This window comes from Pseudonocardia autotrophica, assembly GCF_003945385.1.
Lineage (GTDB): Bacteria > Actinomycetota > Actinomycetes > Mycobacteriales > Pseudonocardiaceae > Pseudonocardia > Pseudonocardia autotrophica.
Genome location: NZ_AP018920.1, coordinates 807746 through 832059 on the forward strand (window position 1 = coordinate 807746; position 24314 = coordinate 832059).

The 24314-nt window shown below is 73.8% G+C and carries 27 protein-coding genes; 15 read left to right on the top strand and 12 right to left on the bottom strand.

All coding sequences use genetic code 11. The features are described from left to right. The first annotated feature begins 12 nt into the window (after nt 1–12). Nucleotides 13–825 (top strand): helix-turn-helix domain-containing protein, encoded by an 813-nt coding sequence (locus Pdca_RS03950; RefSeq protein ID WP_085915168.1) that lies wholly within the window; start codon nt 13–15, stop codon nt 823–825. Between the two features lie 18 nt (nt 826–843). Here the strand turns inward: Pdca_RS03950 and Pdca_RS03955 are convergent, their stop codons facing one another. Beyond that, nucleotides 844–2070 carry an amidohydrolase gene (locus Pdca_RS03955; RefSeq protein ID WP_085915169.1) on the bottom strand — a complete coding sequence of 409 codons (1227 nt, stop codon included), beginning with the start codon at nt 2068–2070 and terminating at the stop codon, nt 844–846. A gap of 89 nt (nt 2071–2159) precedes the next feature. Between Pdca_RS03955 and Pdca_RS03960 the strand changes: the two genes are divergently transcribed. From Pdca_RS03960 to Pdca_RS03975, 4 genes are all read left to right on the top strand, one after another. Continuing rightward, nucleotides 2160–3257: a serine hydrolase gene (locus Pdca_RS03960; RefSeq protein WP_085915170.1), complete on the top strand. Its 1098-nt coding sequence runs from the start codon at nt 2160–2162 to the stop codon at nt 3255–3257. Between the two features lie 193 nt (nt 3258–3450). After that, nucleotides 3451–3783, top strand: a complete 333-nt coding sequence (locus Pdca_RS03965) for a helix-turn-helix domain-containing protein (RefSeq protein WP_197719915.1) — start codon at nt 3451–3453, stop codon at nt 3781–3783. Continuing rightward, complete coding sequence (locus tag Pdca_RS03970; protein ID WP_085915172.1) at nt 3780–4613, top strand: ImmA/IrrE family metallo-endopeptidase; 834 nt, start codon at nt 3780–3782, stop codon at nt 4611–4613. The genes Pdca_RS03965 and Pdca_RS03970 overlap by 4 nt, the downstream gene beginning before the upstream one ends. Then, nucleotides 4610–5239 carry a PIN domain-containing protein gene (locus tag Pdca_RS03975; protein WP_085915173.1) on the top strand — a complete coding sequence of 210 codons (630 nt, stop codon included), beginning with the start codon at nt 4610–4612 and terminating at the stop codon, nt 5237–5239. Before Pdca_RS03970 ends, Pdca_RS03975 begins: the two co-directional genes overlap by 4 nt. A gap of 150 nt (nt 5240–5389) precedes the next feature. Here Pdca_RS03975 and Pdca_RS03980 read toward each other — a convergent pair whose 3' ends face one another. Both Pdca_RS03980 and Pdca_RS03985 read right to left on the bottom strand, forming a co-directional pair. Then, the gene (locus Pdca_RS03980; RefSeq protein WP_158092269.1) at nt 5390–5878 is read right to left on the bottom strand and encodes a cupin domain-containing protein; all 489 of its coding nucleotides are present in this window, start codon (nt 5876–5878) and stop codon (nt 5390–5392) included. Between the two features lie 25 nt (nt 5879–5903). Then, on the bottom strand, nt 5904–6464 hold the full coding sequence (locus tag Pdca_RS03985; protein ID WP_085915175.1) for a TetR/AcrR family transcriptional regulator: 561 nt from the start codon (nt 6462–6464) through the stop codon (nt 5904–5906). Nucleotides 6465–6792: 328 nt separating this feature from the next. Here Pdca_RS03985 and urtA point away from each other — a divergent pair, with 328 nt between their 5' ends. The 6 genes from urtA to Pdca_RS04015 all read left to right on the top strand — a co-directional run bounded on the left by urtA (nt 6793) and on the right by Pdca_RS04015 (nt 12429). Next, nucleotides 6793–8052, top strand: a complete 1260-nt coding sequence (gene urtA / locus Pdca_RS03990; protein WP_085915176.1) for an urea ABC transporter substrate-binding protein — start codon at nt 6793–6795, stop codon at nt 8050–8052. Nucleotides 8053–8133: 81 nt separating this feature from the next. Next, the gene (gene urtB / locus Pdca_RS03995) at nt 8134–9018 is read left to right on the top strand and encodes an urea ABC transporter permease subunit UrtB (RefSeq protein WP_085915177.1); all 885 of its coding nucleotides are present in this window, start codon (nt 8134–8136) and stop codon (nt 9016–9018) included. After that, entirely contained in the window at nt 9015–10118 is a 1104-nt protein-coding gene (urtC, locus tag Pdca_RS04000; RefSeq protein ID WP_174824391.1) for an urea ABC transporter permease subunit UrtC, read from the top strand. The genes urtB and urtC overlap by 4 nt, the downstream gene beginning before the upstream one ends. After that, on the top strand, nt 10115–10894 hold the full coding sequence (urtD, locus tag Pdca_RS04005; protein WP_085915178.1) for an urea ABC transporter ATP-binding protein UrtD: 780 nt from the start codon (nt 10115–10117) through the stop codon (nt 10892–10894). The genes urtC and urtD overlap by 4 nt, the downstream gene beginning before the upstream one ends. Beyond that, the gene (gene urtE, locus Pdca_RS04010; protein ID WP_232021405.1) at nt 10891–11595 is read left to right on the top strand and encodes an urea ABC transporter ATP-binding subunit UrtE; all 705 of its coding nucleotides are present in this window, start codon (nt 10891–10893) and stop codon (nt 11593–11595) included. The genes urtD and urtE overlap by 4 nt, the downstream gene beginning before the upstream one ends. Before the next feature lie 102 nt (nt 11596–11697). After that, nucleotides 11698–12429 (top strand): GntR family transcriptional regulator, encoded by a 732-nt coding sequence (locus Pdca_RS04015; RefSeq protein ID WP_197719916.1) that lies wholly within the window; start codon nt 11698–11700, stop codon nt 12427–12429. Between the two features lie 40 nt (nt 12430–12469). Here the strand turns inward: Pdca_RS04015 and Pdca_RS04020 are convergent, their stop codons facing one another. Continuing rightward, on the bottom strand, nt 12470–12886 hold the full coding sequence (locus Pdca_RS04020; protein WP_125911253.1) for a phosphopantetheine adenylyltransferase: 417 nt from the start codon (nt 12884–12886) through the stop codon (nt 12470–12472). A 17-nt stretch (nt 12887–12903) separates the two neighbouring features. Between Pdca_RS04020 and Pdca_RS04025 the strand changes: the two genes are divergently transcribed. Beyond that, on the top strand, nt 12904–13860 hold the full coding sequence (locus Pdca_RS04025; RefSeq protein WP_085915180.1) for an AraC family transcriptional regulator: 957 nt from the start codon (nt 12904–12906) through the stop codon (nt 13858–13860). Here Pdca_RS04025 and Pdca_RS04030 read toward each other — a convergent pair. After that, nucleotides 13744–14124, bottom strand: a complete 381-nt coding sequence (locus Pdca_RS04030; RefSeq protein WP_232021406.1) for a DUF4345 domain-containing protein — start codon at nt 14122–14124, stop codon at nt 13744–13746. The genes Pdca_RS04025 and Pdca_RS04030 overlap by 117 nt on opposite strands. Nucleotides 14125–14369: 245 nt before the next feature. Further along, a complete protein-coding gene (locus Pdca_RS04035; RefSeq protein WP_085915181.1) occupies nt 14370–15344 on the bottom strand; it encodes a DUF808 domain-containing protein in 975 nt (324 codons plus the stop codon). A 289-nt stretch (nt 15345–15633) separates the two neighbouring features. Between Pdca_RS04035 and Pdca_RS04040 the strand changes: the two genes are divergently transcribed. Further along, entirely contained in the window at nt 15634–16944 is a 1311-nt protein-coding gene (locus Pdca_RS04040; protein ID WP_158092270.1) for a glycoside hydrolase family 140 protein, read from the top strand. 46 nt (nt 16945–16990) lie between these two features. On the opposite strand, the gene Pdca_RS04045 is transcribed toward Pdca_RS04040, so the two are convergent. The 5 genes from Pdca_RS04045 to Pdca_RS04065 are packed head-to-tail and all read right to left on the bottom strand — an operon-like array spanning nt 16991 to nt 21130. Continuing rightward, on the bottom strand, nt 16991–17707 hold the full coding sequence (locus Pdca_RS04045) for a RibD family protein (protein WP_085915183.1): 717 nt from the start codon (nt 17705–17707) through the stop codon (nt 16991–16993). Beyond that, nucleotides 17704–18630, bottom strand: coding sequence for a lysylphosphatidylglycerol synthase transmembrane domain-containing protein (locus Pdca_RS04050; protein ID WP_085915184.1), 927 nt, complete (start codon nt 18628–18630; stop codon nt 17704–17706). Before Pdca_RS04050 ends, Pdca_RS04045 begins: the two co-directional genes overlap by 4 nt. After that, complete coding sequence (locus tag Pdca_RS04055) at nt 18627–19682, bottom strand: glycosyltransferase family 4 protein (protein ID WP_085915185.1); 1056 nt, start codon at nt 19680–19682, stop codon at nt 18627–18629. The genes Pdca_RS04050 and Pdca_RS04055 overlap by 4 nt, the downstream gene beginning before the upstream one ends. A 35-nt stretch (nt 19683–19717) precedes the next feature. Next, nucleotides 19718–20116: a 6-pyruvoyl trahydropterin synthase family protein gene (locus Pdca_RS04060; RefSeq protein ID WP_085915186.1), complete on the bottom strand. Its 399-nt coding sequence runs from the start codon at nt 20114–20116 to the stop codon at nt 19718–19720. A 9-nt stretch (nt 20117–20125) separates the two neighbouring features. Further along, nucleotides 20126–21130 carry a zinc-dependent alcohol dehydrogenase gene (locus Pdca_RS04065; RefSeq protein ID WP_085915187.1) on the bottom strand — a complete coding sequence of 335 codons (1005 nt, stop codon included), beginning with the start codon at nt 21128–21130 and terminating at the stop codon, nt 20126–20128. 121 nt (nt 21131–21251) lie between these two features. Between Pdca_RS04065 and Pdca_RS04070 the strand changes: the two genes are divergently transcribed. Both Pdca_RS04070 and Pdca_RS04075 read left to right on the top strand, forming a co-directional pair. Next, nucleotides 21252–22769 carry an MFS transporter gene (locus Pdca_RS04070; RefSeq protein ID WP_085915188.1) on the top strand — a complete coding sequence of 506 codons (1518 nt, stop codon included), beginning with the start codon at nt 21252–21254 and terminating at the stop codon, nt 22767–22769. A gap of 77 nt (nt 22770–22846) precedes the next feature. Continuing rightward, nucleotides 22847–23419: a TetR/AcrR family transcriptional regulator gene (locus Pdca_RS04075; RefSeq protein WP_085915189.1), complete on the top strand. Its 573-nt coding sequence runs from the start codon at nt 22847–22849 to the stop codon at nt 23417–23419. A gap of 32 nt (nt 23420–23451) precedes the next feature. On the opposite strand, the gene Pdca_RS04080 is transcribed toward Pdca_RS04075, so the two are convergent. Then, nucleotides 23452–24249: an SDR family NAD(P)-dependent oxidoreductase gene (locus Pdca_RS04080; protein ID WP_085915190.1), complete on the bottom strand. Its 798-nt coding sequence runs from the start codon at nt 24247–24249 to the stop codon at nt 23452–23454. Nucleotides 24250–24314: the final 65 nt, after the last annotated feature.

Below are 24314 nucleotides of genomic sequence, written 5' to 3' on the forward strand. Positions count from 1 at the left end.
ATGATCGGAGCCATGACGCCCCTCGGCGAGTACCTCCGCGCCCGTCGCGCCCAGGTCACCCCGGCCGATGCCGGGCTGCCCGGCGGGCCCCGGCGACGGGTGCCGGGACTGCGGCGGGAGGAGGTCGCGCTGCTCGCCGGGATGAGCGCCGACTACTACGTCCGGCTCGAGCAGGGCCGCGAACGGAACCCGTCGGTGCAGGTGCTGGACGCGCTCGCGGACGTCCTGCGGCTCGGCGACGAGGCCCGTACCCACCTGCTGCACCTGGCCGGGGTCGCGCCCCGCCCACGCCGTCCCGGCACCAGGGAGCGGGTGGACCCGCAGCTGCGGATGTTGATGGATGCCTGGGACGAGCAGCCGGCGATCGTCCTCGGCCGGGCCTACGACGTGCTCGCCGCGAACGCGCTGGGCGACGCCCTGTTCGGCACCGGCTCCAACCTGCTGGTGACGGTGTTCTGCGATCCCGCGGCGCGCACGTTCCACCACGACTGGGAGCGCGCCGCGCACACCGTCACCGCCGGGTTCCGGCAGCTGCACGGCGAGGCGCCGGACGACCCGCGGATCCGCGAGGTGCTCGACGACGTGCTGGCCCGCAGCCCCGAGTTCGCCCGGCTGTGGGCCCGGCACGACGTCCGCGGCAAGACGGTGGAGTCGAAGATCCTGGTGCATCCGCAGGTGGGTGAGCTGGAGCTGCGCCTGCAGAGCTTCGACGTCCGCTCCGCTCCCGGGCAGCAGCTCGTCGTGTACCACGCCGAACCGGGCTCCCCGACCGCGCAGAGCCTCGCGCTGCTCGGCGCGCTGGTCGCCACCGGCGCCCGGGACTGAGCCCGCGCCGGGCCGGTTTCAGGGACCGGCCAGCCACTCCCGGGCGGCGGCGACCAGCGCGGCCACCCCGGTCGACAGCGTCGGCTCGATCACCGGGGCGTAGCGCGGCGAGTGGTTCGAGGGCAGCTCGGCGACCCGGGCCCGGATCTCGTCGACGGTCGTCGCGCCCTCGAACGCCGCCGGATCGGCCCCGCCCAGCAACCAGTACACACACGGCACCCCGGCGGCGACGGCGAACTCGCCGACGTCCTCGCTGCCGGTGACCGGCCCCGGATCGACGACCGGCAGCGGCGTGACCGCCGCGAGCGCGGCCCGGGTGCGCTCGACCGCGTCCGGATCGTTGACGACCGGCGGGAACGTCTCGACGATCCGGACCTCCGGGTCCCGCGGGGCACCCGCGGTCGCGGCCTCGCCGCGCACGATCCGCTCGATCGAGCCGAGCACCCGGCCGCGGACGGCGTCGGTATAGGAGCGCACCGTCATCCCCAGCTCGGCCGAGTCGGGGATGACGTTCTCCTTCGTCCCGGCTCGCAGCATCCCGACCGTGAGGACCGCGGTGTCGGTGGCCGCCACCTCGCGGGACACCACGGTGTGCAGCCGCTGCACGGTCGCCGCGGCCAGCAGCACCGGGTCCACCGTGGTCTCCGGCCGGGACCCGTGCCCGCCGGAGCCGTGCAGCGTCGCCCGCACGGTGTCGCTGCCCGCGAACGCCGGGCCGGGGGTGACGGCGAGCAGCCCGGCGGGCAACGGCGCGACGTGCTGGCCGAGCACCACGTCGGGGGTGCCGAACCGGGCGTACAGGTCGTCGTCGAGCATCGCCCGTGCGCCGCCGCCGATCTCCTCCGCCGGCTGGAACACGATCAGCAGCGTGCCCGACCAGGTCTCGGGTGCGGCGGCCAGCTCGGCCGCGGCCCCGAGCAGGCAGGTGACGTGCACGTCGTGACCGCAGGCGTGCGCGACGGCGGTGTCCTCGCCGTCCGGTGTCCGGCCGCGGGCGGTGCTGGCGTAGTCGAGGCCGGTGTCCTCGGCGACCGGCAGCGCGTCCATGTCGGCGCGTAGCAGCACGGTCGGGCCGTCGCCGCGGCGCAGCACGCCGACCACGCCGGTCCGGCCGACCTGTTCGGTGACCTCGTATCCGGCGTCGCGCAGCCTCCCCGCCGCGATCGAGGCGGTCCGGGTCTCGGCGAACGAGAGCTCCGGATGACGGTGCAGGTCGCGGTACAGATCGGCGAGATCGGCGGTCACGATGGCCGACGCTAGCCCTGTTTCCACCCGTCCGGGGTGCCGCCGCGCTGCTACGTTCGCCGGGCACGTCCGGCACCGGGGGAGACACGATGTCGCTGAGTCGCCGCACCCTGCTGGGTGCCGCCGCGGTCCTGCTCTCGACGACCGCCTGCTCGGCCTCCGCGGTCGACCGGGTCACCGGGGCGCCGCCCGCCCCGCCGGATCCGGACGACCCGCTCGGCGAGTTCTTCGAACGGTTGGCGGCCGCCCCGCAGGGCTGGTCGCTGTACCTCGACGACGGCCGTGGCGGCGTCCTCGAACACCGGGCCGACGAGATCTCACCGCTCGCCTCGGCGTCGACCGTGGTGCACCTCGCCGCGTACGCGCGGGCCGTCGCGGCGGGCTTCCCCACCGACACGCCGGTCCCGGTCTCCGAGTGGCAGCGCTGGCACGTGCCCGGCACCGACGGTGGTGCCCACCAACGGGCCCTCGGGACGTTCGGCGCGACCGAGGAAAGCGCCGTGACCTGGGAGGACGTCGTCGACGCGATGCTGCTGCTGGACGACGACGCCGCCGCCGACCTGCTCCGCGAAACGTTCGGCGACGGCCCGCTGACCGAGGCCGCCGCGGCGGGCGGCATGCCCGGTCACGACCTGCCCTGCTTCGCGGGGGAGATCCTCCGGTCGTGGTCGGCGCCGGTCGATCCGGCGACCCGGCGGGCCGAGGCGCTGGCCGCCGGGCAGGAGTACGCGGCCTCGCCGGGCCGCCGTGCCGAGGTCGCCGACCGGATGTCCGCGCCCAGCGCGGAGACGCTCGGCGCGCTCGCCGATCCCGGTTACTGGGCGGGATCGCCCGGCGGCACCGCACGCGGGCTGGCGGCCATGCACCGCGCCTGCGCGAGTGGTGACATCGGGGTGCCGGGAGCCGGCGGGATCGCGCGCAGCCACCTGGAGCGCACACCCACCGGGAAGCTCCCGGACGGTGTCGCCGCGGTCGGGGTGACCGACGGCAGCCTCCCCGGCGTGCTCGCCGCCGGCCTGTACCAGCGGCACGACGACGGAACCGTCTCCACCGCCGCGCTGCTGCTCACCGGGGCCGTGCTGGATCCCGACGGGGAGGACGCCCGCTCCGGTGCGGCGGTCGCCGCGCCGCTGCGGGCACTGCGGTCGCCGCAGGGATGGGAGCGGTTCGCCGGAATCGTGGGCTGAACGCCCGCGGCGAGAGCCGGCCCCGCGTCGGCGAGCGCCCGGAGCTGCCCCTCACGCACGTTCCGGGATCCGGCGGGACAGACCAGCAGGTTGTCGCCGGTGCGCGATGTCGTCGTTGCCGTCGGCAGGGCGACGGGCTAGTCTGAATCAGATTGATTCAGGCTGATTCAGGCCGGTGGGAGAGGAGGCGGTGGTGTCGAGCGATCTCGGGGGCCGTATCGATCAGGCCCGCGATGCCGCCGGGCTGAGCCAGCGTCGCCTCGCGACCGTGACCGGGCTCGCGCAGGCCACGTTGTCGCGGATCATCGCGGGCAGCCGCACCCCGACCGTTCCGGAGCTGATGGCGATCGCCGAGGCGACCGGGACGTCGCTCTCCGCGCTGACCGGTGAGGGGGTGGCGGCTCGGGTGCACTGCGTCGCGCGTGCGACCAACGGATCGGAGATGGCCGCGATGCGGGCGGCACTCCTGCACTGCCTCGAGCTCGACGCCTACCTCGACGACCAGGGAATCCCGGCGCGGCCATGACGCCCGAGTCGGAGGGCCGCGCGGCGGCGGAGGAGTTCCGAGTCGCGCACCACCTCGGTGTGCAGCCGCTCGGTGACCTGGTCGCGATCATCGAACAGGTCACCGGCATCGACGTGTCGGTGGTCGACGTCGGGCCCGACGAGCACGGGCTCACCATGCGCGATCCGGTGCGTGACGCCGTCTTCATCGCGGTGGCCCGGACCGACCGGCCGATGCGGCAGCGCAGCACCCTCGCCCACGAGCTGGCGCATGTGGTGTTCGAGGATCGGGGCGTCTCCGACGACGAGCTGGGCACCCGGCCTCCCGCGGAGATCAGGGCCGATGCGTTCGCCCGGCATCTCCTGGTGCCCGTCGAGGGCCTTCCCGTCCGGTTCGGTGGTCATCGTGCCGCGGCCCCCTCGCTGCTGTCCGACGTCGTGCAGCGGTACCTGGTCTCCCCGGCCGTCGCGACGATCGCGCTCCACCAGGCCGGGCTGATCGACCTCGACACGAAGGCCGAGTGGATGACGATGACCACCCCGGTGCTCGCCGCCCGGCACGGGTGGTCCGATCAGTACCGGGCGCTCGCCGACGAGTCGGACCGGCGCCGCGCGCCCCAGCGCCTGCTGACCCGCGCGATCGACGGTTATCTCGCCGGTGTGGTGTCCGTCGCGGCGATCGCCCGGTTGCGGGGGCTGCCCGCCGACGTCGTCGAGCGGGAGTTCGTCGCGGCCGGGCTCACGCCGCACGACCAGGGAGAGATCGGCTGGGTGTCCGCCCGGAGCGTGCCGGTCGCCGGGATCACCCCCGCAGAGCTCGACGCGGACTTCCCGGAGGGTGCGCCGGGATGACACCGCACCGGCCGATCATCGACGCGGGGCCGGCACTCAACTTCTTCTCCATCAACAGGGAGCGGCTGCTGCTCGGCACACTCGGCCGGCTCAGCGCCCCGGAGACAGTGCGGGACGAGGTCCTCCGCAAGGCCAGGGCCGACCCGCGGTTCCACGCCGCCGCGGCCGTGTGGAGCCGGGTGGTCCCCAACTGGATGGAGATCCTCCCGGACGCCGTGACCCCCAGGCTGAACGCCGTCGTGTCCCGGCTCTCCGGCTTGCCCCTGGAGCGGCGCCGGCTCCGGGCGGGGGACCTGGGTGAGACGATGGTGATCGCGCACGCCGTCGTCGCCGCCGAGCGGGGCGCCGTGGTGACCGTGGTGATCGATGACGGGGTCGGCGCCCGGATGGCCGACGCCGAACGCCGACGACTGGAACGGCTCCGGCTTCAGGGCCTGCCGGTGGGTGCGTTGTTGCTGGTGAACACCGTGACGATCCTCGAGCTCGCGGCCGGCGGGCCGTACCTGCGGGACCGCCACGAGATGCGGTCGGTCTACGATCGTCTCCGGGGATGCGACGACGGTCTCGTCCCGATCGAACGGACGCCGCTGCTCGCCGAGCGACTCTGGCGGCCGGACACCGGCTGATGGGCACCTCGACGCCGAGTCACCGGAACGCTTCGCACGTGAGCGGGACATCGTCGAAGCCGAAGTGCGGCGCCGGCGTGAGAGCCGGTGCGCCCGCTCCGGCGTGAGCCCGCCACGCCACGACGGGGATGCCGGGCGTGGCGGCGAGGATCAGCGCCGGGGTGCGGGGAGCGCGGCGAGCAACCTCCACAGCGGACGCTGCAGCGCCTCCGGCACCCCGTGCAGCACGAAGCTCAGGTCGTGCTCGACGTTGATCCGGGCCAGCCGGCGCAGCGGGGGCAGCCGGCCCGCGTCGGCGAGTGCCCGGAACTGCGCCTCCAGCGGCCCGGCCGGCGTCTCCACGGTGCGGATCCGGACCGGCTCGGAGGTCGGGTTGGCGAACGCGTGCACCACGCCGGGCGGCACGGTCACGGACTCGCCGGGACCCAGGATCCGGCTGTCCCGGCCGACCCGGACCCGCAGCTCGCCGTCGACGACGGTGAAGGTCTCGGACTCGAACCGGTGCAGGTGCGCGGGCGGCCCGGACAGCCCCGGCGGGAGGACGGCCTCCACCTCGAACGCGGCGCCGTCGGTGCCCGAGCCGGTGCGCAGGAAGGTCAGCGCCTCACCGGTCGGCAGGGTCAGGTGGTCGAGGCTCACGGCGTCGTCTCCGGGGTGCGGGGGTTCAGGTGGGCAGCGCGATGGCGGTGAAGTCGGACATGGCCGCGTCCGCCTCGGTGAACTCGCCGGTGACCAGGGCGTCGTGCAGCAGGCCACGGGCGGCGCCGACGATCAGCCGGGCCCGGGTGCGAGCCGCCGCCGGTGGAAGGCCGGCCCGTTCGAGGACCGACCCGAGCGGCTCGATCCACGGCGCGACCAGGGTCTCGTGCAGTGACCGAGCATGCTCCTGGCCCTGCATGGCGTGCGCGGACAGCTCGTAGAACAGCGGGCCGTAGCGCCGTGCCCCGGCCGACACGGTCGTCCAGAACCGGTCGACGATCTCCCGCGGGCCGGTCCCGGGTTCCGCGGTGAGTGCCGCCAGGGTCTCCCGCTGGCCGGCCTCCACGACACCGACGACCTCGGCGAGCAGCCCTTCGCGGGATCCGAAGTGGTAGATCAGCATCCGGTGGCTGGTGCCGGTCGCCGCGGCGAGCGCGCGCAGGCTGCGATCCGCGATCCCGTGCCCGGCGAGCTGCTCGACGACGGCCTGCAGCAGCCGGTCGCGGGCCGGTCCAGCACTCGTCATGTACCGGATGGTACGTCGCTGCCATGTCATCCTCCGCTGGACGTACCGATTGGTACAGTCTGTGTACCAGATGGTACGTCGGCAGGCCAGGCCCGGTGCCCGTCACCCGTTCGTGTTTTCGACAAATGACGCTGAATCGGGTGCGACGGGGGGCTCCGGAAACGGCCCGGCAACGAAGATCGTGCTGCCGCCGCAATACGGCGTTCCTACCGTTCTGAGCGCCGGATCCACGGATGTATCCAGCAGTTCAGGCCGGGTTCCGGATGTCGGTTCCCGGTCCGCTCGAGCTCCGGGGACGTCCTCCGGTGCGCGTCACGGAGGCGTTCTGATGAGAAGTGCGAAGCGGTTGCGGCGCGCCCTGGCGGGGGTGGCCCTGCTGTCGATGGGGCTGGGTGTCGCGGCCTGCGGTGCCCGGGTCGATGACGAGACCGGCTCCGGTGCGGCAGCGGCCTCCTGTGTGGACACCAGCGGGGACAGCGTCCGGATCGGGTTCCTGAACTCGCGCTCGGGCACGATGGCGATCAGCGAGAACACCGTCTACAACAGCCTCGCGATGGCCGCCGAGCAGATCAACGAGGCCGGCGGCGTGCAGGGCAAGCAGCTGGAGGTCGTCGCCGAGGACGGTGCGTCCGAGCCGACGATCTTCGCTGAGAAGGCCGAGAAGCTGATCCGCGCCGACTGTGTGGCGGCGGTGTTCGGTGGCTGGACCTCGTCCTCGCGCAAGGCGATGCTGCCGGTCTTCGAGTCGAACGACGCGCTGCTGTTCTACCCGGTGCAGTACGAGGGCCTGGAGGCCTCGGAGAACATCTTCTACTCGGGCGCGACGACCAATCAGCAGATCGTCCCGGCCCTGGACTACCTCAAGGAGCAGGGCGCGACCAGCCTGTTCCTGGTCGGCAGCGACTACGTCTTCCCGCAGACCGCCAACAAGATCATCAAGGCCTACGCGGAGGCCAACGGCATCGAGATCAAGGGTGAGGAGTACGCCCCGCTCGGGCACACCGACTTCTCGACGATCGTCTCCAAGGTCCGCGACGCCGGCGCCGACGCGGTGTTCAACACCCTCAACGGCGACTCGAACGTCGCGTTCTTCAAGGAGTACAAGAGCCTCGGCCTGACCCCCGAGGCGATGCCGGTGCTGAGCGTGTCCATCGCCGAGGAGGAGGTCGGCGGCATCGGCGTCGACAACATCGTCGGCCAGCCGGTGGCGTGGAACTACTACCAGACCATCGACAGCCCGGAGAACACGCAGTTCGTCGCGGACTTCAAGGCCCGCTACGGCGCCGACAAGGTCACCTCCGACCCGATGGAGGCCGCCTACACCTCGCTGTTCCTGTGGAAGGAGATGGTGGAGAAGGCTGGTTCGTTCGCGGTCGCCGACGTGCAGGCGGCCGCCGACGGCGTCACCTTCGACGCCCCGGAGGGCACGGTCACGGTGAACGGCGACAACCACCACATCGCCAAGACCGCCCTGATCGGCAAGATCGGGCCGGACGGCCTGATCCACACCGAGTGGTCCTCCGGTGAGCCGATCGAGCCGGACCCCTACCTGGAGTCCTACCCCTGGGCGAGCGGGCTCGCCGGCTGATCCGCACCGCCCGACCATCCCGGCCGGGCCACCCGGCGTGCCGCGACGGCGCGCCGGGCGGCCCGGTCACCCGGAGGACGCATGGAAACCCTGGTCACACAGGTCTTCAACGGCCTGTCCGTCGGCTCGATCCTGCTGCTCGCCGCACTGGGCCTGTCCCTGACGTTCGGTCAGATGGGCGTCATCAACATGGCGCACGGCGAGTTCATCATGGCCGGTGCCTACACCGCCTTCGTCGTGCAGCAGACGCTCGGCGCGGCCGGCCTCTCGCTGGTGCTCTCGTTGCCGCTGGCGTTCGGCATCGGCGGGCTGCTCGGGGTCGTGCTGGAGCTGACGCTGCTGCGCCGGATGTACCACCGGCCCCTGGACACCCTGCTGGTGACGTGGGGGGTGGCGCTGGTCCTGCAGCAGCTGGCCCGCGACATCTTCGGCACCGCCGGGGTGGACGTCGCGGCGCCGGCCTGGCTGGCCGGTCCGGTGCAGATCCTCGGCTTCTCCTTCCCGCGATCGCGGCTGTTCATCCTGGTGCTCGCCGTCCTGGCCGTGACCGCGGTCGTCATGGCGCTGCGTTACACCTCGCTGGGCCGCCGGATCCGGGCGACGGTGCAGAACCGGCAGCTCGCCGAGTCCTCGGGCATCTCCACCCGCCGCACCGACATGCTGACCTTCTTCATCGGCTCCGGCCTGGCCGGTGTCGCCGGGGTCGCGCTGACCCTGATGGGATCGATCTCGCCGAACCTGGGCAGCAGCTACATCGTCGACGCCTTCCTGGTCGTCATCGTCGGTGGGCTCGGGCAGCTCAAGGGCGCGATCATCGCCGCCTTCTCGCTGGGGGTGGCGCAGTCCTGGATCGAGTACACGACGACGGCGTCGATCGCGAAGGTGCTGGTGCTCGCGCTCGTCGTCGCGTTCCTGCAGTTCCGCCCCCAGGGGATCTTCACGCTGCGGACGAGGAGTCTGGTGTGAGCACACTGCTGCGAAGCCGCTACGCGGTCGGGCTCGGGTTCCTGGCCGCGGCGGTCGTCCTGTTCGCCGTCGCCCCGCTGGTGCTCACCGACTTCCGGCTGAACCTGCTCGGCAAGTACCTCTGCTACGCCATGGTCGCCGTCGGCATCGGTCTGGCCTGGGGGCGCGGCGGGATGCTGACCCTGGGCCAGGGGGTGTTCTTCGGCATCGGGGCCTACCTGATGGCGATGCACCTCAAGCTGGCCGACGCCGGGCCCGGCGAGTCCCCGGACTTCATGACGCTGATCTCCTCGGACGGCGTGCCCTGGTGGTGGGAGCCGTTCCGCTCCGGAACCGTCACCGTCGTCGCGATCCTGGTGCTGCCCGCGCTGCTGGCGACCCTGCTCGGCCTGGCGACCTTCCGGCGCCGGGTGCGCGGTGCCTACTTCGCGATCCTGTCCCAGGCGCTGGCCGCCGCGTTCGCGATCCTGCTGATCGGCAACCCGGCCACCACCGGCGGCTCGACCGGGCTGAACAACTTCCGCGGGTTCTTCGGGTTCTCGCTGCGCGACCCGGCGAACCGGCTGATGCTCTACTTCATCGCCGCCGGTGCGCTGCTCGCGATGCTGGTCGTCGCCCGCCAGCTGATGGTCAGCCGGTACGGCGAGCTGCTGGTCGCCTGCCGGGACTCCGAGGAGCGGGTCCGCTTCCTGGGCTACGACCCGGCGACGGTGAAGACGGTCGCGTTCGCCGTCGCCGCGCTGATGGCCGGCATCGGCGGGGCGCTGTTCGTGCCGATCGTCGGGATCATCTCGCCGAACGACGTCGGCGTCGTCCCGTCGATCGGGCTGCTCATCGGTGTCGCGATCGGCGGCCGCACCACCCTCGCCGGGCCCGCCCTCGGCGCGATCGCGGTCGCCTGGGCCGCGTCCACGCTGTCCGAGCAGTTCCCGTCCGGCTGGACCTACGTCCAGGGCCTGATGTTCATGCTCGTCGTCGCGTTCCTTCCGGGCGGGATCGCATCGCTGGTGACGCTGCGGCGACGGCGGCGCGCCGATCGGCCACCGGGCGGAGCCGCGGACCGACCCGTACCCGAACCGGCCGGAGGAGCCCAGCGATGACCGACGACCTGGAACTGACCGATCTCACCGTGAGCTTCGACGGCTTCGTCGCGGTCGACCACGTCGACCTCACCGTCCGGGCCGGCGACCTCCGGTTCCTGATCGGGCCGAACGGGGCCGGCAAGACCACCCTGATCGACGCCGTGTCCGGGTTGGTGCCCGCCACCGGCACCGCCCGGTTCGCCGGATCCGACCTGCTCGGCCGCAAGGTGCACGCCGTGGCCCGGCTCGGCGTCGGCCGCACCTTCCAGACGGCGACCGTGTTCGAGCAGCTCACCGTGCTGCAGAACCTGGACATCGCGGCCGGGGCCGGCCGCTCGCCGTGGACACTGCTGCGCCGCCGCCGCAGCACCCCGCAGGTCGTGCTGGACGCGCTGGAGACGGTCGGGCTCACCGCGCTGGCCGATGCCGCCGCGGGGACCCTCGCGCACGGCCAGAAGCAGTGGCTGGAGATCGGGATGCTGCTGGTGCAGGACGCCCGGCTGCTGATGCTCGACGAGCCGGTCGCCGGGATGAGCGCCGAGGAGAAGGAGGAGACCGGCCGGCTGCTGCAGCGGATCAGCGGCGACCGCACGGTGGTGGTCGTCGAGCACGACATGGACTTCATGCGGTCCTTCGCACGGTCGGTGACGGTGCTGCACGCCGGCCGGGTGCTCTCCGAGGGCACGGTCGCGCAGGTGCAGGCCGATCCGAAGGTGCAGGAGGTCTATCTCGGGCCGGGGCACCACACCGCCGAGGAGGCCGCGATCGTGCTGGGTGCGGAGGTGGCCGGGTGAGCGGGCCGATGCTGCTGGTGGACGCCGTCGATGTCGCCTACGGCCGGACGACGGTCGTGCACGGCGTGACCGTCGAGGTCCCCGCCGACGGGGTCACCTCCGTGCTCGGGCACAACGGCGCGGGCAAGACCACCCTGCTGCGGGCCGCCGCCGGCCTGCTCCCGGTCACCGCCGGGCGGGTGCTGCTCGACGGCGAAGACGTCACCGGTCTGCCACCGAACCGGCGGGTGGCCCGCGGTCTGGCCTACGTGCCACAGGGCCAGCAGTCCTTCGGGCAGCTGAGCACCTGGGAGAACCTGCAGGTCGTCGCGGACGGCAGGCGCCGCGGCCGGGCGCTGATCGACGAGTCGCTGGACCTGTTCCCGGCGCTGCGCGAGCTGCTCGGCCGGGCGGCCGGGTTGCTGTCGGGCGGCCAGCGCCAACAGCTCGCGATCGCCCGCGCGCTGATCACCGAGCCGCGGCTGCTGATCCTCGACGAGCCCACCGAGGGCATCCAGCCCTCGGTGGTGACCGAGATCGAACGCACCATCGTCGACCTCACCCGGCGTGGCGGGCTGTCGGTGCTGCTGGTCGAGCAGCACGTCGGGTTCGCGCTGGACGTCGCGGGCGGCTACTACGTGCTCGCGTCCGGCCGGGTACGCGCCTCCGGGGCCGGCGGCGGCGCCGCGGCCGTCGACGTGCGGTCGGCGATGGCGATCTGACAGTGGCGATCTGAGGGTGGCGATCTGAGGGTGGCGATCTGAGGGTGGGGACCTGACGGTGCGGGCCCGGCGCGCGACCACGGGCGGCTCGACGAGCGGGGCGTGGTCGTGCCGCCGGCCGCGGTGATCCCGGAGGGGGAGCCGCCCCCGCCGCTGCGCGAGCAGGTCTACGTGGCGCTGCGCGACGCCGTCCTGAACGGGGAGTTCCGGGCGGGCGAGCGGCTCACCGAGCCCAAGCTGGCGAAGCGGTACGGGATGTCCCGGACCCCGGTCCGGGACGCGGTCACCCGGCTGCTCGCCGACGGCCTGCTGCACCGCGAGGACTACGGCTACTCGGTGGTCGTGCCGAGCGTGGCCCGGGTCCGTGACCTCTACGAGGTCCGGATCGCGGTCGAGCTGCGCGGCATCGCCCGGTGCATCGAGAACCCGGGGGTCCGGCACGACCCGGCCGTGCTGGGGACCGAGCTGGAGTACTGGCACGGGTTGCGGGCCGCCCCACCCGGCCCCGCCCCGGAGTTCGTGCTCGCCGACGAGCGCTATCACGCGGCGCTGCTGTCGGCGTCCGGGAACGCCGAGCTGGTCGCCGTGCTGGCCGACGTGAACAGCCGGATACGCCGGGTCCGCATGCACGACTTCGTCGTCCCCGGCCGGATCGAGACCTCGATCGACGAGCACATCGAGATCGCCGAACGCATCCTCGACGGCCGGCTGGAGACCGCGCACCGGCTGCTGCACGAGCACATCGGTGCCTCGCTGGAGGACGTCGTCGAGCGGGTCACCCGCGCGCTCGTCGCGATGAACGCTCGCGAGACGGGCCCGCCCGCGCGCCGCTGATCCGTGCGCCCCAGATCCGTGCGCCCCGGGTCCGGGGGCGTCAGGAGACCTCGACGTCGCGGGCCGTCCGGCCGGCCGGGGTGAGGAGGTCGCGGTGCCGGTACACCACGACGAGAGCGGCCAGGGCTACGCCGTCGACCACCGCCACCGTCGTCAGCTCCGGGGAGCGGTACAGCAGGTGCAGCGCCACGAAACTGACCATGCTGGTACCGGCGGCGACGAGGGCCGGAGCGCACCAGCCGGGCCGGCGTACAGCAGCGACCAGACCGGCCCCGACGAGTGCGAGCAGGACACTGCGGTGGCGCAGCATGGTCAGCAGTGTCGGATCGTCGGAGACGGCCGCACCGTAGAGCGCACGCAGACCCGACGTGCTCAGGCCGACCAGGCCGGGGGCGAGATGCACCACCCCGATGGTGAGCATCAGTGCGCTGACCAGGTGTCTTCTGGTGATCGTCACGAACTATCGTCCTTTCGGTGTGGACCGGGATCGAGGGGATCGACGAGGCCGGACACGGCGTCGCCGGACCGGCGCGGGTGTGGGTCGGGTCGGGCTGGGCGGCCTACGTCGGCCCGTCGCTGCGGCTGGCCCCGCACCGGGGCGCGGTGACCTGCCTCGCACTGGGGATCGACGACGATCTGACCGTGGAGGTTGCGGAGCGGGCTCCGGTGACGGCCGGATCGGCACTGATCCCCGCCGGGTTGCGGCACCGGATCTCGACCGGCCCGGGGCGCGTAGCGTTCGTCTACCTGGAGCCGCGCGGTGCGGGTCACGTCGAGTGCGCGAGCCGGATGAGCCTCGGCGGCACCGCGGATCATCCGATCGCCGCAGGCCACGACCGTGAGGCCGCCCTGATCGAGTCCGCGCGGCGCGGGGACATCGAGACGATGCGGGCCCTCGCGATCGGGCCGGGCGGTGGCGGCGTCCCGGATCCCCGGATCGTCCGGGTGCTCGACCTGCTGCACCGCCCGGGTGGAGCCGACACACCGACCGCGGAGCTCGCTGCGAGGTCTCGGCTGTCGGTCGCGCACCTGTTGCGGGTCTTCGGACGAGAGGTCGGGGTCGGGTTGCAGGCATACCGCCGCTGGGCCCGGATGCGGACCGTCGCTGCGGTCCTCGCGGCCGGGGGCGATCTGACCCGGGCCGCGGCGGACGCGGGCTTCGCGACGCCGTCGCACCTGAGCTCGGCGTTCCGCACGATGTTCGGTCTGGCGCCCAGCCGCCTGCTCGGTGCCGGTTCCGGGGTCGGCATCGTGGTCCACGACGCCTCCGGCGCGCCGGCTCCGCCGTTCATCGGCCGGTCGCCCGGCCGATCGTCAGGTGGCGGAGGCACGGGTCAGGACCACCGTGGCCAGCAAGCCCGCGGCCACGATCTCGACCAGGGCGTAGAACCAGATCGGGTAGAACGCCGTCGGGCGGTCGAGTACCCGTGACACGACGCGGCCGAGGGCCATCCCGGCGAGCGCGCAGCCGACGGCCGTGAGGATCCCGTCGTGCAGTCCCGGAGAGATCAGGGCGAGACCGAGCGCAGCCGCGGTGGCCACGCCGAAACCGCCGTAGACGGCGCGGATCTCCGACCTGCTCTCCGGGTGCTCGACCACGATCCGGAAGGGCCGGGCCAGTGCGGCCGGCGCGGCGAGCGCGAAGACCCCCATCCCGGCGAAGAAGACCCCGACCAGCACCACGATGACGTTCACGCCCCACCGACCTCTCCGCCTCGAACGAGCCGAGGGGAGAGTGCCGTGCCGGGGGCGGGTGGCGCTGTCACGAATCTGCGCGCGAGTCACGACCACCCGACCGTGCTGGTCGTCCGATCGTCCACCGCCGCGCCCGGTGACCCGCTACCCGATCGCACAGCCCCGATCGCACAGCCCCGATCGCACAGCCCCGATCGCGCAGCCCCGATCGCGCAGCCCCGGCCGGCCGGGGCGGAGACAGCTTCCTAGCCGGCCGCGTCCACCGGATCCCGCCCGTTGCCGGCCGGCTTCCGCCGCGGCACCAGGTGCAGCACCGCGACCGCGAGCGCGCCCACCACCGCGCCGACGATCGCCGAGCCGACGGTGTTGGTGAGCCAGCCGAGGAACCCGCCGAGCGCCCCCGTCGCGTCGTGCACCAGCAGCTCGACGTGATGCACCACGGCGTACGGCGCGTGCAGACCCAGCTCGTCCGCGCCGACCAGCAGGATGTGCCCGCCGACCCACAGCATCGCCGCGATGCCGACCACCGACAGCACCGACAGCACGATCGGCATCGCCCGCACCAGCCCGCGACCGAAGGCGCTGATCGCCCCCGCGTCCCGCGCGGCGAGCGCGAGGCCGGCGTCGTCCATCTTCACGATCAGCGCGACGACGCCGTAGACCAGCACCGTGATCGCCACCGCCACCACCGCGAGGATGATCGCCCGGGACACGAAGCCCTCACCGGCGACCTCGTTCAGCGCGATCACCATGATCTCGGCGGAGAGGATGAAGTCGGTGCGGACCGCGCCGGCGACGACCGTCCGCTCGTGGCCGTCGGGATCGGCCGCGGCGGCCTCGTCCTTGGTCTCCGGATCGGGTTCGTGCCCGGCCAGCTTCTCCCAGATCTTCTCGGCGCCCTCGTAGCAGAGGTAGAGCCCGCCGAGCATCAGGATCGGGGTGAGCAGCCACGGCGCGAACTGGCTCAGCAGCAGCGCCACCGGCAGGATGATCAGGAGCTTGTTCCGCAGCGAGCCCTTGGCGATCCGCCAGATGATCGACAGTTCCCGCTCGGGGCGCAGGCCCTGCACGTAGCGGGGCGTGACGGCGGCGTCGTCGACGACCACCCCCGCCGCCTTCGCCCCGGCCCGCCCGGCGGCACCCGCGACGTCGTCGAGCGACGAGGCCGTCAGCCGGACGAGGGCGGCGACGTCGTCCAGCAGTGCGAAGAGCCCGCTCACCGGGCGTCCGAGGTCGGCACCGGCCCGAGCCTACGGCCCCGGTGTCGCGACGCAACGATGCAGGCCGGTGTCGCGCCCGCGGCCACCGGGACCGTGGGGTGCGCCACACCCGTCCGTGATCGGAGTATCCGGACGAACACCCCGCCGGGCCGGTAGGTTCCGATGATCACCTTGCGGGGTCGGCGCACGCGCCACCGGAGCCGCCGGGACGTCGAGGCCGTGCGGAGGGACCATGCCACGCCGGGCACCGCGGACCAGCAGGAAAGCACTGCTGACGATCGGTCTCGCGATGACGGTCGGAGTCCTGGTCGCGGCCGGTGCCACCGGCCCCACCCCGTCCAGGGTCTCGTTGTCGCTGCAGGAGACGGCCCAGCAGGACCCGCCCGCCCCGCCGGCGGTGACCGGCCCACCGCGGATGGAGATCGACGGACGGTTCTTCACCGCCGGCGGCGAGCCGCTGTTCTGGCTGGGTGACACCGCCTGGGCGCTGCTGGGCAAGCTGGACCGCTCGGACACGGTCCGCTATCTCGACGCCCGCAGCGAGCAGGGCTACAACGTGATCCAGACGGTGGCGATCTTCCCGCAGGCCGGTGCGAACCGGCCGATCCGCGGCGACGTGAGGAGCGCGCCCGAGCACGAGGACTTCTGGGACAACGTCGGCTTCGTCATCGACGCCGCCGCCGAGCGCGGGATGTACCTGGCCATCCACCCGGTCTGGGGGGACAAGCAGACCGGCTCGGTGGTGAACGAGGGCAACGCCCGCGACTACGGCCGCTTCCTCGGCGAGCGGTTCGGCGACCGGGACAACGTCACCTGGACCCTGGGCGGTGACCATCCGGCGGGCGGCGAGGAACGCCTGTGGGGCAACCTCGCCGACGGCCTCCGGGCGGGCGGGGCGACCCAGCTGACGACGTATCACCCGCAGGGCGACCAGACCTCGGCCCAGTGGTTCGCCGGGGCCGACTGGCTGGACTTCCACATGATCCAGGGCGGGCACTGCCTGCGGTACGGCGTCCGGCAGCGGCTCGTCGACACCACCTACGACGCCCGGCCGGCGAAGCCGTTCATCGACGGCGAGCCGATCTACGAGGAGCACCCGTACTGCTGGGAGTCCGATCGCGGCTTCTCCACCGCGCAGGACGTCCGGCGCGACGCCTGGTGGGCGGTCCTCGGGGGCGCCGCCGGGCACACCTACGGCGCGCACTCGGTGTGGCAGTTCAACGACGGCGGACGTGGGGAGCTGGGCGCCCGCGGCAGCTGGACCGATGCGCTGCGCCTGCCCGCCGGAGGCCAGATGGCCCACCTGCGGGAGCTGATGGAGTCGCTGCCGTTCCAGCTCGGCGAGCCGGACCAGTCGGTGATCACCTCGGAGACCGGCTCCGGCAAGGACCGGATCGTCGCCAACCGCGCCTCGGACGGCTCCTACGTGCTGGTCTACTCGCCCGCCGGCGGTGACTTCGCGCTGGATCCGGCCGCGACGGCCGGTCTGACGAGCCTGCGCTGGTTCGATCCGCGCACCGGCGCGTTCCAGGACGCGGCGCCGGGAGAGCGGTTCGATCCGCCGTCCGGCGAGGACTGGGTGCTGCTGCTGCGCCGGTGAGCGGGGCCCCACGGTCCGGGACCGCGCCCCGGCGTCGCCCGGCGGCTCAGCCCAGCACGTCGTAGGCGACGAGCACGTCGTCCTCGACCGAGTGCAGGCAGGCCCGGCGCAACGCGATCCCGTCGGCGACCCGGTGTACCCCGAGGTCCCCGATGGCCTCGACCCCGGTGCCGATGATCCGGGGCGCGATCCCGACGACGATCCGGTCGGCGAGCTCCGCCGCGAGCAGCGCGGTCAGCAGCCTGGCCCCGCCCTCGACCATCACCGAGCGGATCCCCTCGGCGTGCAGCACCGCCAGCGCGGCGGGCAGGTCGACACCGCCCGGCGCGGCCGGGACCTCCCGGATCCCGGCCCCGGCCCGGCTGATCCGTTCGCGATCGGCGGCCGACGCGCGCGCCGTGGTGATCAGCACGGTGTCCGGCGGCCCGCTGAGCACCTGTGCCCCGGTCGGGGTGCGCAGGGTGCTGTCGATGACCACGCGCAGCGGGGACTCTCCCGGCACCAGCCGGACGTCGAGCCGGGGATCGTCGCGTACCGCGGTCCCGGAGCCGACGACGACGGCGTCGCAGCGGGCCCGCACGGCGTGCGAGACGGCCCGCTCCGGCTCGCAGCTGATCCACTTCGAGTCGCCGCCGACGGCCGCGATCCGGCCGTCGAGGGTCTGCGCGTACTTCAGGACGACGTGCGGCCGGCCCCGGTGTGCGCGGAACGGCCCGACGAGCTCGGCGGCCACGGACTCGGCGGTGGTGGCGGTACCGGTCATGGGGCCCTCCGGTCGGGGACGGTGTCGGTGCGCTGGACAGGATGACCCCACCACGATCGGGTGAGCGCGAGAACGCCGGGCAGGCAACCGACCAGGCTCAGCAGGCCGAACAGCACCGCGGTGGCGAACCCGGCGGCCGGGTCCAGCGCGGCGGCGCCGAACATCCCCGCCGTGACGCCCTCGCGAGGACCCCAGCCGCCGACGTTCAGCGGGATCACCATCGCCAGCAGCCCGAGCACGAGCAGCGGCAGCAGCACGGGGAGCGGGGCGTCGACGCCTGCGGTGCGGGCGGCGACGACGAACAGCGCGAGATGGCAGCCGAGCCCGATCAGCGAGAGCGCGACGACCGCGGGTCCGCGGTCGCGGGACAGCAGGACGATCCGGACGTCGTCGAACCAGCCGCGCAGACCCGGCTGCGCGCCCGGCCCGGTCCGCGTCCGGTAGAGCACCACGACGATCACCACGAGCAGCACCGGCACCAGCAGCGCCGTCGGATGCCCGGTGACGACGGCGAGCAGCGCGAGACAGCCCAGGAGCACCACGAGCTGTCCGCCGGCCCGTTCGAGGACGACGGCGCGGAACCCGGCCCGTCCGCCCGCGGTGGGCAGGCCGTGCGCGACCGCCCGGTGCGCGTCACCGAGCAGCCCGGCGGGCAACACCGAGTTGAGCAGCTGCGCCCGGTAGGTGTCGGCGACGGCGGTGCCCAGCGGCACCGGTGCGCCGATCCCGCGGGCGACGACGTACCAGCGCAGCGCGGTGCACACGGTGGCCACCAGGCCGAGCAGCAGCGCCACCGCCAGTACCGCGGGGGTCAGCGAGCGCAGCCCGTGCAGGAGCTCGGTGGTGCCGAGCTGGGTGGCCAGCAGGGCGAGCACCCCGATGGTGACCGCGACCCGCAGCAGCACGCCCGCCGCGGCGCTCATCGCAACGCCGCCGGACGGGTGCCGGCGAGCGCGGCGTCCACCTCGGCGACGGCGAGGTCCCAGCCCCGGAGGGTGTCCCGGCGGGCCAGTGCGAGCTCGCGGGCCCGCTGCCGCAGGCCGGGATCGGTCAGCCAGCGGCGCAGCGCGGTGGTGAGCCCGGCCGGGTCGCCGGTCGGCACCAGCAGCTCCGGTACGGCGGCCTCGCCGAGCGCGTCCGGCAGCCCGCCGGTCCGGCCGGCGAGCACCGGGATCCCGCGGGCGAGCGCCTCGGTCACGACCATCCCGTAGGACTCCACCCGCGACGGCGCGACGAGCAGATCGGCGACCGCGTACTCGGCGTCCAGCGCGGCCCCGGAGCGCGGCCCGGCGAGGATGATCCGCCGCTCCAGGCCACGCTCGCCGAGCGTGCGGCGCAGCGCAGCGCCGAACCCGGGGCTCCGGCGTTCGGGGCCGACGATCCGGCACCGCCAGTCGTGCTCGCGCACCGCGGTGAGCGCGTCGACCAGCAGGTCGTGACCCTTGGTGGGGCCCAGCGACCCGACGCTCAGCAGGCTGCCCGCGCCGTCGGTGCCCGGCGCGATCTCCGCCGGTGCGGTCCCGGGCACGGCGACGTGCACCGCGGCCGGATCGAGTCGGTGCCGCCCGGCCAGCCGGTCCGCGGTCCACGGGCTGGTCGCGATCACCGCCCGGGCCGCTCGCAGCACCGGCCCCTCCCGCTCCGGCAGTCCGGCGGGCGCGCCAGGTTCCTCGCCGAGCGGGAGATGGACGAGCACGACCACGTCGAGCCGTGCCGCCTCGGGCACCAGCACCTCGGGCACCGCACAGGCGACCAGCCCGTCGAGCAGCACCGTGGCGCCGTCCGGCAGCGCCGCCAGCTCCCGGGCCAATCGGGCGCAGCTCGCCGGCCCCGGCTCCGGCCAGTCGCCGGGCAGTGTGACCTGGTGCACCGGTCTCCCGGTGCGGCGCAGGCCGTCCCGGATCCGCCGGTCGTAGGCGTTGCCTCCGCTGGGGCGCAGCGGATCGTCGACGTCGCCGGGGACCAGCAGGTGCACCGCCGTCGGAGATCCCGCAGCCGCAGGTCCTGCCGTCACAGGTCCCGCTCGTAGGCGGCCGAGGCCACGTGCGACTCGCTCAGCGACACGGCCAGCCCGGCCAGCCCACGCGCGCCCTCGCCGAGCGCCCCGGCGTGCACCCGCTCGGCGAGCCGGTCGGCGACCACCTTCGCCAGGAACTCGGTGGAGGTGTTGACGCCGTCGAACACCGGCTCCTCGTCGAGATTGCGGTAGTCGAGCTCGGCCAGGATCGCCTTCAGCTCGTCGGTCGCCCGGCCGATGTCGACGACGATGCCGTCGGCGTCGAGCTCGCGGCGGCGGAACGTGGCGTCCACGACGTAGGTGGCGCCGTGCAGCCGCTGCGCGGGTCCGAACACCTCCCCACGGAAGCTGTGCGCGATCATGAAGTGGTCACGGACGGTGATGCTGAACATGCAGTCTCCTCACGGGGATGGCGGGGGGTCCCCGTAGTCCACACGGATGGCGAGCGCGTCCCGTTCACCGCCCGCCGCGATCCGATCCAGTGCGGCGGGGAGATTGTCGAACCGGACGTCGCCGGTGACGATGCTGTCGAAGGCCGGATCGGTGAGCAGCCCGAGTGCGACGGCCAGGCGGTCGGCGTGGCTGCGCCGTCCGCGCCGGGCGGGTGCGACGGCGCCGACCTGGCTGGACCGGATCGCCAGGCGGCGGGAGTGGAAGTCGGAGCCGAGCGCGACCGTGACCGGCCGGTCGCCGTACCAGCTCAGCTCCAGCACCGTCGCCTCGTCGGCGAGCAGCTCCAGCGAGCGGCTCAGGCCCTCGCCGGTGCCGCTGGTGTGCACGACCAGGTCGCGGCCGGTCCGGGCGTCGGCGGGCCGGGCGAACCCGGCGCCGAGCCGCTCGGCGATCCGCGAGCGGGACCCCAGCACGTCCACGATCTCGACGTCGACACCGGGGATCCGGGCCAGCAGCGCGGCGACGCAGCAGCCGACCGGGCCCGCCCCGACCACGCTGACCCGGTCGCCGAGCAGCGGTGCCGCGTCCCACAGCGCGTTGACCGCGGTCTCGACGGTGCCGGCGAGCACCGCGCGGGCGGCGGGCACGTCGTCCGGGACGGGCACCACCGCGGCGGCCGGGACGACGTAGCGGGTCTGGTGCGGGTAGAGGCAGAACACGGTGCGCCCGAGCAGCTCGGCCGGGCCGTGCTCGACGACGCCGACGTTGAGGTACCCGTACTTGACCGGCCCGGGGAACGCGCCGTCCTGGAAGGGGGCGCGCATCCGGTCGTACTCGGCGGGCGGGACCCCGCCGCGGTGCACCAGCCCCTCGGTGCCGCGGCTGATCCCGGTGTGCAGGGTGCGGACGAGCACGTCGTCCGGGCCCGGCGCGGGCAGTTCGACATCGCGGATCTCGCCGTGGCCGGGTTCCACCAGCCAGTAGGCCCGGTCACGCGGCTGTCCTCGGGTCACTCCGTCACGGTATGCCGGGATCGTCCGCTCCGGCCGCCGGGGGAGGAGATGGGGCTGGGCACAGGAAGTAGAACGATGGTACAACTAGTACGATCGTTCAAACTTATGGCTGGAGTCCCGCGTGCCACCATCCGTCGCCCACCGGGCCGGTCCCCGCCAGTGGATCGGGCTCGGCGTGCTCGCGCTGCCCACCGCACTGCTCGGGCTGGACGTCACGGTGCTCTACCTCGCCCTCCCGGAGCTGGCGCTGGACCTGCGGCCCAGCAGCGTCCAGACGCTCTGGATCATGGACGTGTACGGATTCATGATCGCCGGTCTGCTGATCACCATGGGCACGCTCGGGGACCGCACCGGACGCCGCAGGCTGCTGATGATCGGCCTCGTCGCGTTCGGTCTCGCCTCGGTCGCGGCGGCGTTCGCCACCTCCGCCGGGATGCTGATCGTCGCCCGTGCCGCGCTCGGCGTCGCCGGCGCGACGCTCATGCCCTCGACGCTCGCGCTGATCGGGAACATGTTCACCGACGTACGGCAGCGCGGCCTCGCGATCGGGGTCTGGGCCACCATGTTCGCGCTCGGGATGGCGCTCGGACCGTTGGCCGGCGGGCTGCTGCTGGAGCGCTTCTGGTGGGGATCGGTGTTCCTGCTCGCGGTCCCGGTCGTCGTGGTCGTGCTGGTGGTGGCGCCGCTGCTGCTGCCGGAGTACCGCGATCCCGCCGCCGGGCGCCTCGACCTCACCAGCGTCGCGATGTCGCTGCTCGCGATCCTGCCGCTGGTCTACGCGGTCAAGCACGGGGCCGAGGCCGGCCTCGACCCCCGCACAGTGGCCGCGGCGACGGTGGGGGCGGTGTTCACGGTGCTGTTCGTCCGGCGCCAGGGCCGGTTGGACGATCCGCTGCTCGACGTGCGGCTGTTCCGGGTCCCCGCGTTCGGCGCCGCGTTGCTGGTGCTGCTGGTCGCGCTGGTCGGCGTCGGTGGCGCGATGTACCTGGTCACCCAGCACCTGCAGTTCGTCGAGGGCTTCTCCCCGCTCACCGCGGGCCTGTGGATGGCACCACCGGCGCTGGCGATGTTCGTCGCGGCGATCGGCGCCCCGCTGCTGGCCCGGCGGATCCGGCCGGGCGTGGTCGTCGCGGTGACGCTGGTGGCCTCCGCGGTGGGCCATCTGCTGTTCGTCGCGGTCGACGGCCCGGGCAACGCCGGCCTGGTGGTGTCGGCGTTCGCGCTCGTCTACCTCGGGCTCGGGGCGGTCGCCGCGCTCGGCACCGACCTGGTCGTCGGCAGCGCACCGGCGCACCGGGCCGGATCGGCGGCGGCGATGTCGGAGACGGTGCAGGAGCTGGGCATCGCGGTCGGGGTGGCGGTACTCGGGAGTGTCGCGAACGCCGTCTACCGCAGCACGCTGGCCGCCGGGGCCGGGCACCCCGACCTCGGCGGGCCGGCCGCGGCGAGCCTGGCCGGTGCGGTCGCCGCCGACCCGGGCCCGGCCGCGCTGGACGCCGCCCGGGAGGCCCAGGCCGCCGGGCTCGGCGTGGTCGGGCTCGTGACCGGGATCGCGGTCGCCGCACTGGCCGTGCCGGCCCTGTTCGCGCTGCGCCGGGTCGCCCCGGTCGGCCGGACGGAGCCGCCGGGGTGCAGCTGAGCCCGGTTCGGCTGCATCGCGCGTGGGCGGGGGCGTCCGGCCGATAGCGTGGCCGGGTGCCGACGAGGGGAGGTCCCGTGCCGGGCACCGATGTGCCGTCCGACGGGCGCCGGGCGCGCGGTGAGCGCCGCCGGGCGGAGCTGATCGCGGCGACCCTGCGGGTGGTCGAACGGGACGGCGCCGCCGGCGTCACACACCGCAGCGTCGCCCGCGAGGCCGGCGCGCCCACCAGCCTCGCCACCTACTACTTCGCCACCCTCGACGACCTGCTGGTCGCCGCGCTGACCGAGGTCGGCCGGGACTACGAGCGCATCCTGCGGGCCGCGCTGGACTCCGGCGCGGACCCGCTGACCGGGCTCGCCCGGTTGCTCGCCGACTCCGGCACCGAGGCCGGTCGCGGGCGGGCACTCGCCGAGCGCGAGCTGTCCACGCTGGCCGCCCGGCGACCGGCGCTGCGCGGCCTCGCGCACGGCTGGCGGGCGCTCGTCGCCGAGATCGCCCGCACCCGCACCGACGACCCGAACGCCGCGACCGCGCTGATCGCGACCGCCGACGGGCTGTGCGCCTCGATCCTGCTCGACGACGAGCCGCCCGATCCGGAGCGGCTGCGCGCGGTCCTGGAGCGGGCGCTGGGCCCCCGCCGGGAGTGATCCCGGCCTACTCCCGGATGTGGTCGCGGAGCTCAGGCGCGGACGAGACCACCGTCGACGTCGATCACGGTGCCGTTCACGTAGCCGGCGCCGGGACTCGCCAGCCAGGCCACGGCGTCCGCGACCTCGTCCGGCAGGCCCATCCGGCCCAGCGGGATCTCACTCGTGTCGTAGTGCTGACCCTCGGTCATCCGGGTCGCGATCGGTCCCGGGGCCACGACGTTCGCGGTGACACCGGTGTGTCGCGCCTCGCGCGCGATCCACCGGGTCAGGTTGATGACGCCGGCTTTCGCCGCGGCGTAACCGGGGCCCGAGCGGCCGGGCCGCCCGTCGTCGGACACCGGCCCGGTACCGCCGGTCTTCCCGGAGATCGACGCGACGTTGACCAGGCGTCCGCCACCCGACGCCCGCATGTGCGGGAACACCGCGGCCTGGCAGACCAGGAAGGTGCCGAGCAGGTTGGAGCTGACGTCGGCGGTGAACTCGGCCGGCGTGGTCGCCTCGAACGACGTCCGGCGACCGGTGCCGGCGCAGTTCACGACGACGTCGAGCCGGCCGAGCTCGGCGACCACCCGGTCCACGCTCTCCCGGACGCCGTCCGGATCGGCGACGTCGAGCGCCAGATCGAGCCTGGTCGCCGGGTCGCCCGCGGCTGCGACATCGGACCCGGCGACATCGGACCCGGCGACATCGGAGCCGGCGACATCGAACCCGGCGACGGTGAACCCGTCCTTCGCGAGCCGGGCCGCGACGGCGGAACCGATGCCGCCCCGGGAGCCGGTCACGATCGCGACCGGGACGGACGGGCCGGGTTGCGCTGCACTGTTCACGGGACGGTCCTCACCGGGTCGGCTGCACTGCTCGAGTCGAGTGTGAGAGCAGCTACCCGGACGGT

Coding starts and splice junctions, on each gene's coding strand:
- Pdca_RS03970 (WP_085915172.1), top strand. CDS start 3,780: ATGACGCCCGAGTCGGAGGGCCGCGCGGCGGCGGAGGAGTTCCGAGTC.
- Pdca_RS03985 (WP_085915175.1), bottom strand. CDS start 6,464: ATGACGAGTGCTGGACCGGCCCGCGACCGGCTGCTGCAGGCCGTCGTC.
- Pdca_RS04040 (WP_158092270.1), top strand. CDS start 15,634: ATGACGGTCGGAGTCCTGGTCGCGGCCGGTGCCACCGGCCCCACCCCG.
- Pdca_RS03960 (WP_085915170.1), top strand. CDS start 2,160: ATGTCGCTGAGTCGCCGCACCCTGCTGGGTGCCGCCGCGGTCCTGCTC.
- Pdca_RS03950 (WP_085915168.1), top strand. CDS start 13: ATGACGCCCCTCGGCGAGTACCTCCGCGCCCGTCGCGCCCAGGTCACC.
- urtB (WP_085915177.1), top strand. CDS start 8,134: ATGGAAACCCTGGTCACACAGGTCTTCAACGGCCTGTCCGTCGGCTCG.
- urtD (WP_085915178.1), top strand. CDS start 10,115: ATGACCGACGACCTGGAACTGACCGATCTCACCGTGAGCTTCGACGGC.
- urtA (WP_085915176.1), top strand. CDS start 6,793: ATGAGAAGTGCGAAGCGGTTGCGGCGCGCCCTGGCGGGGGTGGCCCTG.
- Pdca_RS04045 (WP_085915183.1), bottom strand. CDS start 17,707: ATGACCGGTACCGCCACCACCGCCGAGTCCGTGGCCGCCGAGCTCGTC.
- Pdca_RS03975 (WP_085915173.1), top strand. CDS start 4,610: ATGACACCGCACCGGCCGATCATCGACGCGGGGCCGGCACTCAACTTC.
- Pdca_RS04060 (WP_085915186.1), bottom strand. CDS start 20,116: ATGTTCAGCATCACCGTCCGTGACCACTTCATGATCGCGCACAGCTTC.
- Pdca_RS04050 (WP_085915184.1), bottom strand. CDS start 18,630: ATGAGCGCCGCGGCGGGCGTGCTGCTGCGGGTCGCGGTCACCATCGGG.